Below are 16387 nucleotides of genomic sequence, written 5' to 3'. Positions count from 1 at the left end.
TTTCTTGATTTCGCGTCTCCTATTTGTGATCAAATGCTTTTAGATACCATTTATATTTTACAGCCAATAATCGTATAGCAATGATAATCAAAGAAGTTACCAAATACAAGACATCATCTTCGAGATTTAATTTTCTGAGCAGAAAAAAAATGATTCCACCAAAAATACAAATCGTTGCATAAATTTCCCTTCTAAAAATAGTTGGGATTTCTGTACACAAAATATCACGAATGACTCCCCCAAAGCATGCTGTCATTGTTCCTAAGGCAATACATATTACAGGGTGCAGTCCGACAGTAAGTCCTTTTTCAAGACCAATCAGAGTAAAAACGCCCAATCCGATGGTGTCAAATAAAAACAACGACGTCCTTAATTTATCAAACTTTTTACGAAATAAAATAGCAAGCCCAAATCCTAAAATTATAACATACACATATTGCAGGTTCATCATCCAGCCAACTGGTGTTCTGCCAATTAAAACGTCACGTAGTGTTCCGCCGCCAACTGCAGTGACAAATGCTATAATAAAAACTCCAAACGGATCTAGTTTTTTGTGCATCGCTGTCAAAGCTCCCGACATTGCAAAGGCCATCGTGCCGACTATATCTAATAAGTGAAACATTTTTTTTTGAATTACAAAGTTGCGAGTGCTTAATGCATTTTCAATTACATATTTTGTGTATAAAAATTGTAATCTTTTAAAATTATACGAAGAAAATCACGTTGGTTTCCCGATTGATTTTTGATTCCGGTAACACTTTCAACCTTAGCAACCAATTTTGCTATTGTTTCGTAGTCATTTTTGAGATCTGCTTTTTGAAAAGTTTCTTTAACAATACGCATATCATTGTCAGACAACTTTATAACCAAAGGGTATGTGGGTACATAAGCTGATCCGATTTCCTCCAGAATAGTGTGGCTTATGTTGATTTTATTTTTTAAAGTAATTACAGACGTACCCGCAACCATATCGCCTAATCGCTGGCCTTTTTTACTTGAAACTACAGTTATTAAAGCAATTATTCCGCTAAAAAGAGAAATATCAACTAGCCTGAAAAACCAACGCATAAGATAGTCCCCAAAACCTGCCTGGTAACCATCAATTTTTACAACTTTAATTTTTAAAATCTTTTTTCCAATCGTTTGTCCTTCAAAAATGCTTTCTAAAGTGATCGAATAAATTATTACTGGCAGATAAAACAAGAAAATAATCGACATTCTGGACCAGTTATCTAATTTATCCAGTAGCAAACCAAGCTTTAGCCAATAAAAAAATATCATGGTAATCACTATAACATAGGCTATTTTTATAGCAAGATCTATGAAATAAGAACCTATTCGCTCGCCTGGAGAGGCAGCTATAAAATTTATTTTGACATTTTGTGTCGTATTTATTGATAATTCTGACATATTTTATATTTTAGCCCTCAATGAGAGAGATCGCCTTCATAAAACAAAATAAAGAAAAATGGCTGGAATTTGAGCTAGCAATTTTCGGTAAAGCTAAAAAAAATCCTGATGAGTTAGCTAATTTGTACATTCAAATGATGAATGACCTGTCGTATGCCCAGACGTATTACCCAAAAAGTAAGACTGTGATTTACCTAAATCATTTGGCATCGCAGATTTATCAGAAGATTTACAAAACCAAACGGGCAGAAAAAAACAGGTTTATGGAATTTTTCAAAACCGAAGTTCCGTTGCTTGTCTACGAATACAGAAGATATTTAATCTATTCATTTGTGCTGTTTTTTATAACCGTTGGCATTGGTGTAGTTTCTGCTATTTATGATCAGAATTTTGTCCGGTTAATTTTGGGCGATGGCTACGTTAATATGACTTTAGAAAATATTAAAAAAGGAGATCCAATGGCTGTCTATGGTACCGGCAGCAATTGGGGAAGTTTTATCGGGATTACGATGAACAACCTCTATGTAGGAGCCAGATGTTACATTTATGGCATTTTTGGCGGACTTGGAACTTTTTATATTTCGATGCAAAACTGTATTATGCTAGGCTCATTTCAATACTTTTTCTATGAACAGGGAGTTTTCTGGAAAAGCGTTAGAGGAATCTGGATTCATGGCTCTATGGAAATTTTTGCCATCGTAATCGAAACTGCTGCCGGATTTATTTTAGGAGCTTCAATCCTTTTTCCTAAAACTTTTTCGAGAATAAATTCTTTTAAAATAGGCTTCAAAAACAGCTTCAAAATTTTCTTAAGCACATTTCCTTTCACAATTAGTGCCGGATTTCTTGAAGGTTTTATCACAAGATATTCTATTGACATGCCTAACTGGCTAAGCAGTTTTATTATATTGTTTACTTTAGGTATAATTTCATTTTATTATCTGGTTTACCCATTTATTGTTCACAAAAAAACACAACAACTATCAGCCTAATTGACTTAACCAGAAACCAATAATGAATAAAATTTTACTTGTTTTATCCTTTCTTTTTTTCTTTTGCATATCAAATGCCCAGGATTCTTTGGAGATCAGTACAGATCCACCCAAAATATCTTCTGTAAAATATACCGAAAAAGATATCTACATCGATTCGGATACTGTGGAGGTTAAGACTTTCCAGAAAAAATTCAAAAAGAAATATACCGACAGTGATTTTGTATATGAATACAAAGCGCCCGAGAAAAATTGGTGGGACCATTTTAAAGAATGGCTGGCAAGTATCTTAAGAAATCTTTTTACTTTTAAAAATCCTGCAGCGGCACTAAATGTTGTGGCTATCATACTGAGAGTACTAGCTGTCCTGATTATTGTTTTTGTAATTTACCTTATTGTCAAGGCCTTAATAGGAAAAGAAGGAAAGTGGATTTTTGGTAAAGATGCCAACAAAAAAACAATTCATTATTCTGAATTAGAGAAAAACATTCATTTATTGGATTTTAAAAAATTAATTCATGAAAGTCTTGAAAAAGGCGAAAGAAGGATTGCAATCCGCTACTATTATTTATGGTTGCTAAAAGTTATGGCGCAAAATCATTATATTGAATGGGATATCGAAAAAACCAATTCTGATTATTTATACGAGCTTCAAAATCCGGTCTATAAAGAAGATTTTACCTATTTGTCTTATTTATACAATTACATTTGGTATGGCGAATTTGAAATTGATGAAACTACTTTCAACAAAGCCGAAAACCGATTTAAGAAATCTATAAAAACCTTTGGCAATGAATAAATCTATCAAAATTTACATCGCTATTCTGGTTTTTGTTTTCGGATTGATTTTAATAGCAAGTTCAGGTCAGCGTAAACCTATCGACTGGCGTCAAACCTATTCTGTTAATGATAAAATTCCGTACGGATTATATGTCTTTGATAAAGAAGTAAACAGCATTTTAAAAAATCAGAAAATTGAAAGAGTTTCTGCCTTAACTCCTTATGAGTTTTTAGATTCAAAATATATTCCTGATACAATTGTTGGAAAATATAAGATAAAAGGAACATTTTTTAATATTACCCAAAACAACGAAATCGATGATCAGTCTATAAAAGAGCTTTTCTATTTTGTTTCTCATGGAAACAATGTATTTCTAAGCATGAAAACTTTTCCTCAGACATTAATGGACAGTTTAAAAATCGAATTAAATTCAGATTTCCAGGCTGTTGAAAATTCATCAGTTTGGCTGGCAAATAAAAATTTGGGTACCAAAAAATATCGTTTAAAAGATGTGGGTATCGAAAGTTATTTTGCGAAAATCGACACCGCAACAACTACAGTACTTGGATACCAGGGCAACGAAAATCAGAAACACGTCAATTTTATAAAAGTTCCGTATGTCAATGGTTATTTTTATCTGCACATGCAGCCTATTGCTTTTACAAATTATAATTTATTAAAAGCAGATCATTACCAATATGCTGAAAAAGTACTTTCTTACATGCCAAAAGGAAATATATACTGGTATACAAAAGGCCAAAACAACGAATCGATTTCCGATTCGCCTTTGCGATATATTTTAAGTCAGCCTGCGCTAAAATGGGCCTGGTATTTATTCATAATCGGAATATTGATTTTTATTCTTTTTAATGTAAAACGAAAACAAAGAATTGTTCCGATATTGAAACCATTGCCAAACCTCACGGTTGATTTTACCAAAACTATCGGAAATCTATATTATCAGGAAGGCGATCATGGTAATATTATCGATAAAAAAATCATTTACTTTTTAGAAAGAATGCGAAATGAATATTTACTCGATACCACAAAACTTGACGAAGATTTTATAAAAAAACTGCATCATAAATCCGGAAAAAATGAAGATGATATCCGGGATCTTGTATTTTTGATTAACGAACATCGAAAAAGTTATCACGGAAGTCTCGAAGAAGATCTGATAAGAATCAATAACGCAATCGAGAAAGTTTTACATTAATATTTTAACAGAATTCATTCAAAAGAAAACATACCAAACCATGGACGATTTTAATACATCAGAAACAGAAATTACAAACGAAAATGTAAATTTTGAAACAAGATTAAATTTAGCACCTCTTTTAGAGCATGTTAACACTATCAAGAAAGAGCTTGAAACTGTAATTGTGGGTCAGCACAAAATGATTGACCAGCTTTTGGTTGCTATCTTATCAAACGGACACGTTCTGCTGGAAGGTGTTCCCGGAGTTGCCAAAACAATTACTGCCAAGTTATTATCAAAAACTTTGAATATTGGTTTTAGCAGAATTCAGTTCACACCCGATTTAATGCCTTCTGATATTTTGGGAACTTCGATTTTTAATTTAAAAAGTTCTGAATTTGAATTTAAAAAAGGGCCGATTTTCTCTAATTTAATTTTAATTGACGAGATCAACCGTGCTCCTGCCAAAACTCAGGCCGCTCTTTTTGAAGTTATGGAAGAACGTCAGATTACAATTGACGGTTCTGCTTATCAGCTGCAAACTCCGTTTTTGGTTATTGCTACACAAAATCCTGTTGAACAGGAAGGAACGTACCGTTTACCGGAAGCGCAATTAGACCGTTTTTTATTCAAAATTAAAATTGATTACCCAAAACTAAACGAAGAAGTTTTAATTATTCAAAGAGAGCATTTATTGCAGGATCATGGCAAATTAGAAGCAATAAAAACTGTTCTTTCTGCTGAGGAAATAAAATCGTATCAGGCTCTTATTAAACAAATCAGAGTAGAACAAAATCTATTGGAATACATTGCCAGAATTGTAGTAAATACTCGTGAAAATGCATTTTTGTATTTAGGAGCATCACCTCGTGCATCGATTGCAATTCTTAATGCTTCTAAAGGTTTTGCTGCTATAAATGGCCGTGATTTTGTAACACCGGAAGATATTAAAGAAGCTGCTGTTCCTGTTTTGCAACATCGTGTAATCGTTACTCCGGAACGCGAAATGGAAGGCATTACAAGTTCTGAAATCATTAAACAAATTATAGAAACGGTTGAAATACCAAGGTAATTTTAATCTAAACTTTTTTAATGAAATTTTCTAAACTTTACCTCCTGACCTTTATTTGGACATGGACGAAATGGAAAGATGATTCGAAATATAAAGTAAAAGCTGTTAAAGAAAACGGGATATGGAAAATAGCTTACTTAGAAGGGTTTGATTACGATAGTCTTACTAAAATATACAATTAAACTTTAAAAAATTTTAAAAATTGAAATTCATAAAAAGTCTATATCTTAATAACTTCTTTTTCTATGTGCTTTTGGGCATCATCGGAATGTTTATCGGTGCTTTTATTTTTCCGGCATTATACAACGGAGTCTGGTTTATCGTTTTGGTATTAAGTACTTTTTTAGTACTCGATGTTTTGCTTTTATATTTAGCCAAAACAGGAATCGAAGCTAACAGGCATACGCCGGAGAAACTTTCGAACGGGGATTTAAACCCGATAAAAATTTCCATAAAAAACCATTATAGTTTCTCTGTTTTGGTTAAAATTATTGACGAAATTCCTTTTCAGTTTCAGGTGCGTGATTTTAAAATCTTAAAAAGCATCAAAGCTTCTGCCCACGAAGAAATGGGTTACGATTTGCGTCCTACAGAGCGTGGTGAATATTATTTTGGAAACCTAAATGTATATGTTTCTTCACCATTAAAACTGATTTCAAGAAGGTTTACTTTTGATAAGGATCAGATGGTTCCAACCTATCCGTCTTTTATTCAATTAAAAAAATATGATCTTTTTGCCTTTTCGAATAATCATCAATACGGGATAAAAAAGATTCGCCGTATTGGCCATACAATGGAGTTTGAACAAATTAAGGAATATGTTCAGGGTGATGATTTGAGAACTTTGAACTGGAAGGCAACAGCTAAGAAAAATTCCTTAATGGTCAACCAATTTCAGGATGAGAAATCACAATCTGTTTATTTGGCAATTGATAAAGGGCGCGTAATGCAAATGCCTTTTAACGGACTAAGTTTGCTGGATTATGCGATAAATTCGACTTTGGTTTTATCGAATGTGATTCTAAAAAAACAGGATAAAGCCGGCATATTTTCATTCTCCAAAAAGGTTGAGAACAGAGTGTTTGCTGAAAAAAGAGGTTCGCAAATGCAAAAAATACTCGAAACTTTATACAATGTAAAAACTGATTTTTTTGAGAGTGATTACAGCCGTTTATATGTTGATATTAAGAAAAACATCAATCAGAGAAGCTTAATTATTCTGTACACCAATTTTGAAACAATGGACGGTTTAAATCGTCAGTTACCTTATTTAAAAGGGATTGCAAAAAGTCATTTATTGGTTGTTATATTCTTTAGCAATACAGAATTAAATGAAATTATCAATAAAAAAACCGACACTATTCAGGAAGTTTATGACAAGGTAATTGCAGAAAAGTTCATGTTCGAAAAACGTCTTATTGCCAATGAACTCAAGAAATACGGAATTCATTCGATATTAACGCAGCCGAAAAACCTGACTTTGGATGCGATCAATAAATATCTTGAAATAAAATCGAGAGGGATTTTGTAATTTGTTGTTTTGTAAATTTATAGTTATTTTTAAGATATGAATAAACAATAGCCTTAGAGCTATCGGTATTATTCGTTAGTTTTAAACTATTATAACTTCCAGTCTTAATTTAACAAAATGAAAAAAATATTTATACTCGCACTTATATTTATAAGCTCTTTATCCAGCGCACAAAAAACAGAAAACATTATTATCATAACGACAGACGGCTTTAGATGGCAGGAAGTCTTCAAGGGAATGGATTCAAAAATTGCCAACGATAAAGATTTCAATCAGGATGACAAATCCTATATTAATAAAAAATATAAAAGCTCTGACGATAAGGAAAGCCGTAAAAAAATAATGCCTTTCCTTTGGTCTGAAATTGCATCAAAAGGTCAGATTTATGGCAATCGTGATTTGGGAAATAAGGTTGATGTATCAAATCCTTATTGGTTTAGTTATCCCGGATACAGCGAAATCATGACTGGAAACGTAGATAAAAGAATCAATACAAATGGACATAAAGCCAATCCTAATGTAAACGTTTTGGAGTTCTTAAACCAACAGCCACAAATAAAAGGAAAGACCATTGCTTTTGGAGCATGGAATGCTTTTGATCGTATTCTGAATGAAAAAAGAAGCAACTTTCCGGTTATTTCTGCTTTTGACAGTATTGGTGGAAACAAACCAACAGAAATTCAGAAACTTCTAAACGAAATGAAAGCCAATTCGTTTAAACCATTTCATGAAGATGAATGCCTGGATGTTTTTACACATTATCAAGCCTTTAACGAACTCCAAACCAACAAGCCAAAAGTGCTTTATATTGCCTACGGTGAAACCGATGAATGGGCGCACAGAGGACATTACAGATCATATCTTGATGCTGCAAATCAAGTAGATACCTGGATAAAAGAAATTTGGAATTTTGTGCAAAATGATCCGCAATACAAAAACAAAACAACCCTGTTGATTACGGTAGATCACGGACGCGGCGACAAAAAGAAACCAGAATGGACCAGCCATGGTGACGATATTGAGGGAGCATCAGAAATTTGGTTTGCTGTAATGGGACCTGAAATTGCTCCAAAAGGCGAAATTAAAACAGAATCTCAAATATATCAAAAACAATTTGCGCAGACAATTGCCAAAATTATGGGATATACTTTTAAAGCAGATCATGAGGTAGCAGAAGAGATCAAAGCAGTGTTTGAAAACTAGTTTTCTTTCGCCACGAATTACACTAATTTTCACAAATTAAAATGTTTTATAATTCGAGAAAATTAGTGTAATTCGGGACAAAACGCCTTTAATCCTTGGCGACTCTCAACCTTAACCAACCTATTTTAAAAAAATCTCAGTACCTTAGCACCTTAGAATCTAAGTACCTTAAAAAAAATGAAACAAATCACTTCAGTTCAAAATCCGTTTATAAAATCTCTTGTTTTACTGCAGGAAAAAGCAAAAGCCAGAAAACAAACCGGTACATTTTTGATTGAAGGGTTACGCGAAATTTCATTAGCCATAAAAGGTGATTATGAAATAGAAACCGTTTTGTTTTTACCTGAATTAGTGTCTGAAAATGAAATCAGTAACTTGATTAAATCTTCTTTTCAATTAATTGAAATCAACAAAGAAGTATATCAGAAACTGGCTTATCGTGATACAACCGAAGGAATTTTGGCCGTAGCCAAAACCAAATCGTTGCAATTATCAGATTTAAAATTATCTGGAAATCCATTAATTTTAGTCGCCGAAGCACCAGAAAAACCAGGAAACATCGGAGCCCTTTTGCGTACAGCTGATGCTGCAAATCTGGATGCTGTCCTGATTGCTAACCCAAAAAGTGATTTATATAATCCGAATATTGTACGCTCAAGCGTGGGATGTCTTTTTACCAATCAAATTGCAACGGGAACTACATCAGAAATTATTTCATTTTTAAAAGACAGAAAAATTGATTTTTACTGTGCTACGCTACAGGATTCAACTTCTTATCATACTCAAAATTTTACCACTCCGACAGCTTTAGTTGTGGGAACAGAAGCTACAGGCTTAACACAGGATTGGAGAGACGCTTCTACTCAGAATATTATTATACCGATGCAGGGCGAAATCGATAGTATGAATGTTTCAGTTGCAGCGGCTATTTTGATTTTTGAAGCCAAACGCCAGAGAGGATTTTAGTTCTGAGGCTCTGAGGTTAAAATTAAAAATTACTGGCTTTACTTTACTGGTTATCAAATATTTTTACTGTTAATTTTTGAGCAAAAATTGGATATTTCTATTGTCAGACTGAGCAAAGTCGAAGTCCTTTTTATACGGCAAAAACCTAAAATCCAATATCCTAAATCTACAACCAAAAACCTTGTGTATGTTGCAACTTATTGCTATTTTTAGTACTTGAACTATGCCGTTATGACTGAAATAGATATTGAAAAAGAAAACAAAGCAATTGCGCAGGAATACAAAGAATTACTTCGAATTAGCTACCAGACTTTATCGCCCGCTGACAAAAAACTCATCAGAAAAGCTTTTGATGTAGCGGTTGATGCGCATAAAGAACAACGTCGCAAATCTGGAGAAGCCTATATCTTTCATCCTATTGCAGTTGCAAAAATCGTTGCTTCTGAAATTGGTTTGGGAGCGACCTCTATTGCTGCGGCCTTACTTCATGATGTTGTAGAAGATACTCCGGTTACGGTTGAAGAAATTGAACGCTTATTTAATCCAAAAGTAGCACAGCTTGTTGAAGGCCTGACCAAAATTTCATTGGTACAAAAAGACCTGAACGCTTCTATGCAGGCAGAAAATTTCAGAAAAATGATTCTGACGCTCAATGATGATGTTCGTGTTATTTTGATAAAACTGGCCGATCGTCTGCATAATATGCAAACCATGGATTCTATGGCAGAATACAAACAAACTAAAATTGCTTCTGAAACTTTATATATTTACGCTCCCCTTGCCCATCGTCTTGGACTTTATAATATTAAAACAAAACTCGAAGACTTAGGATTAAAATACACTGAACCTGCGGTTTATGATGACATTGTAAGCAAAATTAGGGAGACCAAAGAAGAACAGGATGCTTATATAAAAGATATTTCAGATGTCTTAAAAAAATCCTTAGACAAAGAAAATATAGATTATATCATAAAAGGCAGACCAAAATCTATTTATTCGATACGACGAAAGATGCGTGCCCAAAACGTAAGTTTTGATGAAGTCTACGATAAATTTGCTCTTAGAATTGTTTATAAATCAGATCCTCATGATGAAAAATTCGTTGCCTGGAAAATATACTCAATTGTAACCGATCATTACAGACCAAGCCCTAGCCGTTTGCGTGACTGGATTTCATCTCCAAAATCAACCGGTTATGAAGCTTTGCACATTACAGTAATGGGACCAAAAGGCCGCTGGGTTGAAGTTCAGGTTCGAAGCGAACGAATGGATGAAATTGCCGAAAAAGGATATGCTGCTCATTATAAATACAAAAATGGTGCAACAGAAGAAAGCGGTTTAGACGTATGGCTGAACTTACTTCGTGAAGCTCTGGAAAATCAGGAAACAAATGCAGTTGATTTTGTAGAAGATTTTAAGATGAATTTATATTCAAAAGAAATCTTTGTTTTTACTCCAAAAGGAGAAATTAAATCACTGCCAAAAGGTGCCACTTCTCTTGACTTTGCTTTTAGTATTCACTCAGAAATCGGAATAAAAACAAGAGGAACACGTGTAAATGGCCGTCTTGTTCCTTTAAATCATGAGCTTAAAAGTGGCGACCAGGTAGAAGTTATTACTTCTCCAAATCAAAAACCAACAGTAAACTGGCTTGAATATGTAACGACTTCAAGAGCCAAAAATAAAATTAAAAACGTTCTTAACGAGAACACCAAAAAAATTGCTGAAGAAGGAAAAGAATTACTTACCAGAAAATTAAAGCATTTAAAAATAACAATCAACGAGCAGGTTATCAATGAGTTGGTAAACTTCTTTAAACTAAAAACAAGTTTAGATTTATTTTTCAGAGTTGGAATTGGTGCTATCGAAAACCAACAATTAAAGGATTACGCGGCGCAAAAAGGCAATACGTTTATCAATTTCTTTAAAAATAAAATTAAGCGAAATAAAGACACTGCTGCCGAAGATATCCATAAACCTGTTATAAGCAGTAATTATGATATGCTGGTTTTTGGAACCGAGCATGATAAGCTGGATTATAAACTTTCACAGTGTTGTAACCCAATTCCGGGAGACGATGTTTTTGGTTTTGTAACGATAAACGAAGGTATTAAAGTTCATAAAAAAGATTGCCCAAATGCAATCGGAATGCAGTCTAATTATGCGTATCGCATCATGAGCGCTAAATGGATTGATTCGTCTCAGGAAGAATTCAAAGCAATTATCAATATTACCGGAATGGATGTTTTGGGTCTTACAAACCAATTGACAAGAGTAATTTCGAACAATATGAGCGTGAATATCCAGAGTATTTCTCTGAGTACAGATGCGGGAATTTTTCATGGTCAGATTGCAGTAATTGTAAAAAACAATACTATTCTGAAGAAAATGATCAATGCAATCAAGAAAATCGACGGTGTGGACAAGGTAACAAGAGAATACAGAACATAATTTATAACTAAATCATTATGCTAAATGATTCTTTAGAAATTCCAAAATTAAACTTTGATGAGGATGGCAAACTTATAATTACCGCATCTGAATCTTCTTCAAAAGATGATTTTGATTTCTTTCAGGGAAAATCTAATATCCGGAACAAAAAATTAAAAAAACGTTTTGACAATTGTACCGAATGGATTGAATTTCCATCAACACAGGAAATGTATAAGATTCTCAACGGAATTGGCAATATCGATAATTTTCTTGCCACTTTTGATGGCGAACCTTTTGAGGGAATGACGGTTCGTCTGTTTAACCCGGCAACAAAACTATGGAGTATCTATTGGTCAGATTCTAATACAGGGGTTTTAGACAGGCCTGTTGTAGGCTCTTTTGAAAATAATGTAGGACATTTTTTCTCAGAAGATGTTTTTGAAGGCAGGGATGTCATACAGGTTTTCAGATGGGACGCAAGAGACAAAAAAAATCCGGTCTGGAGTCAGGCAATGAGCGATGACAAAGGAAAAAACTGGGAATGGAACTGGTATATGTTTATGACTAAAACCGAATAATTGTTTGTTAGTTTTATCTCAAATTAAAATTAATATGTTAATAAAGCAAGGTATAAAGGACAACCAAAATGTATTGAAAAACCTTTAAAACAGAAGTGTTGGCAATGCCAAAATCATATTGTGAAAGTTAAACTTTAAACCTTAAACTTTTATTCATTAAAATAAAAAATTATCTTTGCGAGATTATGACACTAATTTCAACTGACAATACTAAAAATCAAGAAATTGTAAAAAATGTTTTTACAATGTATCTTGAGCAGAAAGGACATCGTAAAACTCCTGAGCGTTATGCTATTCTTCAGGAAATTTATGATAGTGAAGAGCATTTTGATATCGAAAATCTTTATATCAAAATGAAAAACAAAAACTATCGTGTGAGTAGAGCAACTTTATACAACACGATCGAGTTATTGTTAGACTGCGCCTTGGTTCGAAAACATCAATTTGGGCAAAATCAGGCTTACTACGAGAAATCTTATTTTGATAAGCAACACGATCACATTATCATGACAGATTCCGGAGAAGTAATTGAATTTTGTGACCCGAGAATTCAAACCATCAAAAAAACAATCGAAGAAATATTTGATATTGAGATCACCAATCACTCATTGTATTTCTACGGAAACAAGAAACAAAATCAATAATCCGGAAGGGAATTATTTAAAAAAATAAAAAAGAAAATTAACTACATTAATCAGTAGGACGGCTTAGCTTGTCCCAACGCAAATTAAAACAGAATGACCGTAGATTTATTACTAGGATTACAATGGGGAGATGAAGGTAAAGGAAAAATTGTAGACGTACTTACCTCAAATTATGATATTATTGCACGTTTTCAGGGAGGACCAAATGCAGGGCATACATTAGAATTTGATGGAATTAAACACGTACTTAGAACTATTCCTTCAGGAATTTTCCATAAAAACTCAGTAAATATCATCGGAAATGGGGTTGTAATTGACCCGGTAGTTTTTCAAAAAGAAATTGAAGGTTTAGAGAAATTTAACCTTGATATCAAAAGTAAATTAATCATCTCAAGAAAAGCGCATTTAATTTTACCAACCCACCGTTTGCTTGATGCAGCTTCTGAAGCTTCTAAAGGAAAAGCAAAAATTGGTTCTACCCTTAAAGGAATTGGGCCAACTTATATGGACAAAACCGGTAGAAATGGTTTACGCGTTGGAGATATTGAATTAGAAGATTTTAAAGATCGTTACAGAGCTCTGGCTGACAAACACGAAGCCATGATTGCTTTTTACGATGTTAATATTCAATACAATCTGGCAGAACTTGAAAAAGAGTTTTTTGAAGCTGTTGAAGAATTAAAAAAATTAGATTTTATTGACAGTGAAGAATATATCCACCAAGCCCAAAAAGCAGGTAAATCTATTCTTTGTGAAGGTGCTCAGGGATCCCTGTTGGATGTTGATTTTGGAACTTATCCTTTTGTAACGTCATCAAATACTACTGCAGCCGGTGCTTGTACTGGTTTAGGAATTGCGCCAAACAAAATTAAAGAGGTTTACGGAATTTTTAAAGCATATGTTACACGTGTAGGAAGCGGTCCTTTTCCAACAGAACTTTTTGACGAAGTTGGTGCTACAATGGCAAGAGTTGGTAATGAATTTGGATCTGTAACAGGAAGACAAAGACGTTGTGGCTGGTTAGACTTGGTTGCGTTAAAATATGCCATTCAGGTTAACGGTGTAACGCAATTGATGATGATGAAAGGTGATGTTCTTTCTGGTTTTGAAACTTTAAAAGTTTGTACAGAGTACAATTATAAAGGACAAAATATTTCTCATTTCCCATACAACATCGAACCTGAAAATGTTACTCCGATATACAAAGAGTTTAAAGGATGGAAAGCAGATTTGACCGGATTGACGACTTATGATCAATTACCGATTGAGCTAAAAGAGTACATCGAATTTATTGAGAAGGAAGTTGAAGTGCCAATCAAAATTGTATCGGTTGGACCAGACAGAAAGCAAACTATAACAAAATAATATTCTAAACGCTCTGGTAATCAGAGCGTTTTTTTTTATAAAATTTTATCATGAGAAAAAATCCTGAAATTGAAATTACAGAAACTAAGTTACTATCTGATAATTGGTATATATTGAATAAGGTTACCTTTAATTATAAAAAAGAAAACCAACCAACAGAATCGCACATTCGTGAAGTTTACGATCGTGGCAACGGAGCCGGGATTTTACTTTACAATACAACAAAGAAAACAGTTATCCTGACGAGACAGTTTCGTTTACCGACTTTCCTTAACGGAAATAAAACCGGAATGATGATTGAGGTTTGCGCCGGACTTCTGGACAAGGATAATGCCGAGCAGGCTATTATTCGTGAAACTGAAGAGGAAACTGGTTATCGTTTAAAGAAAGTTCAGAAAGTCATAGAAACCTATATGTCTCCAGGATCTGTCACAGAAATTTTATATCTTTTTGTCGGAGAATATGATGAAACTATGAAAGTAGGAGATGGCGGTGGATTGGATGCTGAGCAGGAAAATATTGAAGTGCTGGAATATACTTTTGATGAGGCGTACGCCATGATCGAATCTGGTGAAATTACAGATGCTAAAACTATTTTGTTACTGCAGCATGCGAAGATAAAAGGGCTGATCTAAATAAACCAATCATATTGATGAAACAAAACCAAAATAGTAATATCTGGCAAGAATTCACCAAAGAAACAGGTGGAATTTTTACCGAAGGTTATTCATGGAATTCTGATTCAACAACAATTGAATATAAACAATGGAAAATCATTTTTGACTACTATACTTTATGGTCTGGAAAATATAGCAGTAAAATGACCAGAGTAGTTGCTCCTATTCTCCTTAATGACAATTTTAAGTTTGAAATTTATAATGAAGGATTTATTCGAAAAGTTGAAAAGCTTTTTGGAGCGCAGGATATTCAAATTGGATATTCAGATTTTGATAATGCTTTTACAGTAAAAAGCAATAATGAATTTAAAATAAAAACGCTACTCAGAAATAAAGAAATCCGGAGCTTAATCGAATCCCAAAAAATTACTAACATTCAAATCTGCAGTATCAAAGGTATTTGGGAGGAAGAGCTTCCCAAAGGAGAATATGAATTATCTTATTTTGCAGACGGCGAAATTGATAATTTAGAAGTCTTACAGTTATTGCTTCAGCTTTTTAAGCTAATGCTTGATGAATTATTTCAAATGAACTCCATTAATAAAATGCAAATCAAATAAACATTTCAAAAAATTCTATAAGGGTAAGCCGGTATAAAAAAGAGAACTTTATCATAATAAAAAAACGACCTATGAAAAAGTTATACTATATATCAAACGCATTTCTCCTTTTAGTTTTGGTTTTATTGGTTTCCTGTAACAACCAAAATAAAACGAAAAAAAATGAGCCGGAAATAAAAGCCAAAAAACACAAGAAAATTGAATATAAAAAGCCGAATGCTGTTTCTTATCACTTTGAGAAAACAAAAGAATGGCTAAAAACAAACGAAGCCGACAGCAGCAAAACAGCTATTGTTTATGCTATAAACAGAACAGACAAAGCCAATCTTGCAAAAAAAGATTCTATTATTGTTCCTGAAGATTTTAGCGGAGATTTGGTTTATTATATGCCTTTCCCTATACATGTCAGTGCTTTAGAAGATGTTTCTAAAGTTCTTATTTTCTCTTATCCTGCCCAGACGTTTGCAGCTTATGAAAACGGACAATTAGTCTATACCGGGCCAACAAATATGGGACGAAAAAAAGACCCGACACCAACGGGTTTATTCTTTACCAATTGGAAAGCAGAGAAAACAACCAGCACATTTAATGACGAATGGGATCTAAAATGGAATTTCAATATAGAAAACAAACTTGGAGTTGGTTTTCACGAATATGAATTACCGGGCTATCCGGCATCGCATTCTTGTCTAAGACTTCTTGAAAAGGATGCAAAATACTTATACAAGTGGGCCGATGAATGGATCTTAAAAGACAAAGAAAATGTAAAGGTTAAAGGAACTCCTGTCATTGTTTTTGGGAGTTATAATTTTGATGGTCCAAAACCCTGGTATGCGTTAATTAATGACCCTAAAGCTTTGGACATCTCTGAATCTGAAATTGACTCTCAGGTAAAACCATTTCTTAAACAGATATTGGACAATCAAAATATCAGAGAAACCAATCAGACAACTGCTAAATAAACTATATTATTTCTT

16 protein-coding genes are annotated in these 16387 nt (G+C 33.6%); 14 read left to right on the top strand and 2 right to left on the bottom strand.

Annotated features, from left to right (window positions below; all coding sequences use genetic code 11):
- Positions 1–19: 19 nt before the first annotated feature.
- Positions 20–622, bottom strand: coding sequence for a trimeric intracellular cation channel family protein (locus JOD96_RS06670; RefSeq protein ID WP_209563495.1), 603 nt, complete (start codon positions 620–622; stop codon positions 20–22).
- Between the two features lie 44 nt (positions 623–666).
- Entirely contained in the window at positions 667–1410 is a 744-nt protein-coding gene (locus JOD96_RS06665) for an RDD family protein (RefSeq protein ID WP_209563494.1), read from the bottom strand.
- Positions 1411–1430: 20 nt separating this feature from the next.
- Here JOD96_RS06665 and JOD96_RS06660 point away from each other — a divergent pair, with 20 nt between their 5' ends.
- The 14 genes from JOD96_RS06660 to JOD96_RS06595 all read left to right on the top strand — a co-directional run bounded on the left by JOD96_RS06660 (position 1431) and on the right by JOD96_RS06595 (position 16372).
- The gene (locus tag JOD96_RS06660) at positions 1431–2402 is read left to right on the top strand and encodes a stage II sporulation protein M (protein ID WP_209563493.1); all 972 of its coding nucleotides are present in this window, start codon (positions 1431–1433) and stop codon (positions 2400–2402) included.
- 22 nt (positions 2403–2424) lie between these two features.
- A complete protein-coding gene (locus JOD96_RS06655; RefSeq protein WP_209563492.1) occupies positions 2425–3201 on the top strand; it encodes a DUF4129 domain-containing protein in 777 nt (258 codons plus the stop codon).
- Positions 3194–4399 carry a DUF4350 domain-containing protein gene (locus JOD96_RS06650; RefSeq protein ID WP_209563491.1) on the top strand — a complete coding sequence of 402 codons (1206 nt, stop codon included), beginning with the start codon at positions 3194–3196 and terminating at the stop codon, positions 4397–4399. Before JOD96_RS06655 ends, JOD96_RS06650 begins: the two co-directional genes overlap by 8 nt.
- A gap of 40 nt (positions 4400–4439) precedes the next feature.
- Entirely contained in the window at positions 4440–5453 is a 1014-nt protein-coding gene (locus JOD96_RS06645) for an AAA family ATPase (protein WP_209563490.1), read from the top strand.
- A gap of 202 nt (positions 5454–5655) precedes the next feature.
- Positions 5656–6984, top strand: a complete 1329-nt coding sequence (locus JOD96_RS06640) for a DUF58 domain-containing protein (RefSeq protein WP_209563489.1) — start codon at positions 5656–5658, stop codon at positions 6982–6984.
- Positions 6985–7101: 117 nt separating this feature from the next.
- The gene (locus tag JOD96_RS06635; RefSeq protein ID WP_209563488.1) at positions 7102–8187 is read left to right on the top strand and encodes a phosphoglyceromutase; all 1086 of its coding nucleotides are present in this window, start codon (positions 7102–7104) and stop codon (positions 8185–8187) included.
- 177 nt (positions 8188–8364) lie between these two features.
- Entirely contained in the window at positions 8365–9153 is a 789-nt protein-coding gene (locus JOD96_RS06630; RefSeq protein ID WP_209563487.1) for a TrmH family RNA methyltransferase, read from the top strand.
- Positions 9154–9384: 231 nt separating this feature from the next.
- Complete coding sequence (locus JOD96_RS06625) at positions 9385–11604, top strand: RelA/SpoT family protein (protein ID WP_209563486.1); 2220 nt, start codon at positions 9385–9387, stop codon at positions 11602–11604.
- 17 nt (positions 11605–11621) lie between these two features.
- Positions 11622–12164 carry a hypothetical protein gene (locus JOD96_RS06620; RefSeq protein ID WP_209563485.1) on the top strand — a complete coding sequence of 181 codons (543 nt, stop codon included), beginning with the start codon at positions 11622–11624 and terminating at the stop codon, positions 12162–12164.
- Positions 12165–12349: 185 nt separating this feature from the next.
- A complete protein-coding gene (locus JOD96_RS06615; RefSeq protein WP_031453777.1) occupies positions 12350–12808 on the top strand; it encodes a Fur family transcriptional regulator in 459 nt (152 codons plus the stop codon).
- Between the two features lie 93 nt (positions 12809–12901).
- On the top strand, positions 12902–14173 hold the full coding sequence (locus JOD96_RS06610; RefSeq protein ID WP_209563484.1) for an adenylosuccinate synthase: 1272 nt from the start codon (positions 12902–12904) through the stop codon (positions 14171–14173).
- A gap of 50 nt (positions 14174–14223) precedes the next feature.
- Complete coding sequence (locus JOD96_RS06605; protein ID WP_209563483.1) at positions 14224–14808, top strand: NUDIX domain-containing protein; 585 nt, start codon at positions 14224–14226, stop codon at positions 14806–14808.
- Between the two features lie 17 nt (positions 14809–14825).
- On the top strand, positions 14826–15410 hold the full coding sequence (locus JOD96_RS06600; protein ID WP_209563482.1) for a hypothetical protein: 585 nt from the start codon (positions 14826–14828) through the stop codon (positions 15408–15410).
- Positions 15411–15481: 71 nt separating this feature from the next.
- Positions 15482–16372, top strand: coding sequence for a L,D-transpeptidase (locus tag JOD96_RS06595; protein ID WP_209563481.1), 891 nt, complete (start codon positions 15482–15484; stop codon positions 16370–16372).
- The last annotated feature ends 15 nt before the right edge of the window (positions 16373–16387 follow it).

The sequence above is a fragment of the Flavobacterium sp. 1355 genome, from assembly GCF_017833415.1.
Classification (GTDB): Bacteria; Bacteroidota; Bacteroidia; order Flavobacteriales; family Flavobacteriaceae; genus Flavobacterium.
The sequence above is the reverse complement of the archived record's forward strand: the minus strand, read 5'-3'. Positions and strand labels throughout refer to the sequence as shown.

Coding starts and splice junctions, on each gene's coding strand:
- JOD96_RS06670 (WP_209563495.1), bottom strand. CDS start 622: ATGTTTCACTTATTAGATATAGTCGGCACGATGGCCTTTGCAATGTCG.
- JOD96_RS06665 (WP_209563494.1), bottom strand. CDS start 1,410: ATGTCAGAATTATCAATAAATACGACACAAAATGTCAAAATAAATTTT.
- JOD96_RS06660 (WP_209563493.1), top strand. CDS start 1,431: ATGAGAGAGATCGCCTTCATAAAACAAAATAAAGAAAAATGGCTGGAA.
- JOD96_RS06655 (WP_209563492.1), top strand. CDS start 2,425: ATGAATAAAATTTTACTTGTTTTATCCTTTCTTTTTTTCTTTTGCATA.
- JOD96_RS06650 (WP_209563491.1), top strand. CDS start 3,194: ATGAATAAATCTATCAAAATTTACATCGCTATTCTGGTTTTTGTTTTC.
- JOD96_RS06645 (WP_209563490.1), top strand. CDS start 4,440: ATGGACGATTTTAATACATCAGAAACAGAAATTACAAACGAAAATGTA.
- JOD96_RS06635 (WP_209563488.1), top strand. CDS start 7,102: ATGAAAAAAATATTTATACTCGCACTTATATTTATAAGCTCTTTATCC.
- JOD96_RS06630 (WP_209563487.1), top strand. CDS start 8,365: ATGAAACAAATCACTTCAGTTCAAAATCCGTTTATAAAATCTCTTGTT.
- JOD96_RS06625 (WP_209563486.1), top strand. CDS start 9,385: ATGACTGAAATAGATATTGAAAAAGAAAACAAAGCAATTGCGCAGGAA.
- JOD96_RS06620 (WP_209563485.1), top strand. CDS start 11,622: ATGCTAAATGATTCTTTAGAAATTCCAAAATTAAACTTTGATGAGGAT.
- JOD96_RS06615 (WP_031453777.1), top strand. CDS start 12,350: ATGACACTAATTTCAACTGACAATACTAAAAATCAAGAAATTGTAAAA.
- JOD96_RS06610 (WP_209563484.1), top strand. CDS start 12,902: ATGACCGTAGATTTATTACTAGGATTACAATGGGGAGATGAAGGTAAA.
- JOD96_RS06605 (WP_209563483.1), top strand. CDS start 14,224: ATGAGAAAAAATCCTGAAATTGAAATTACAGAAACTAAGTTACTATCT.
- JOD96_RS06600 (WP_209563482.1), top strand. CDS start 14,826: ATGAAACAAAACCAAAATAGTAATATCTGGCAAGAATTCACCAAAGAA.
- JOD96_RS06595 (WP_209563481.1), top strand. CDS start 15,482: ATGAAAAAGTTATACTATATATCAAACGCATTTCTCCTTTTAGTTTTG.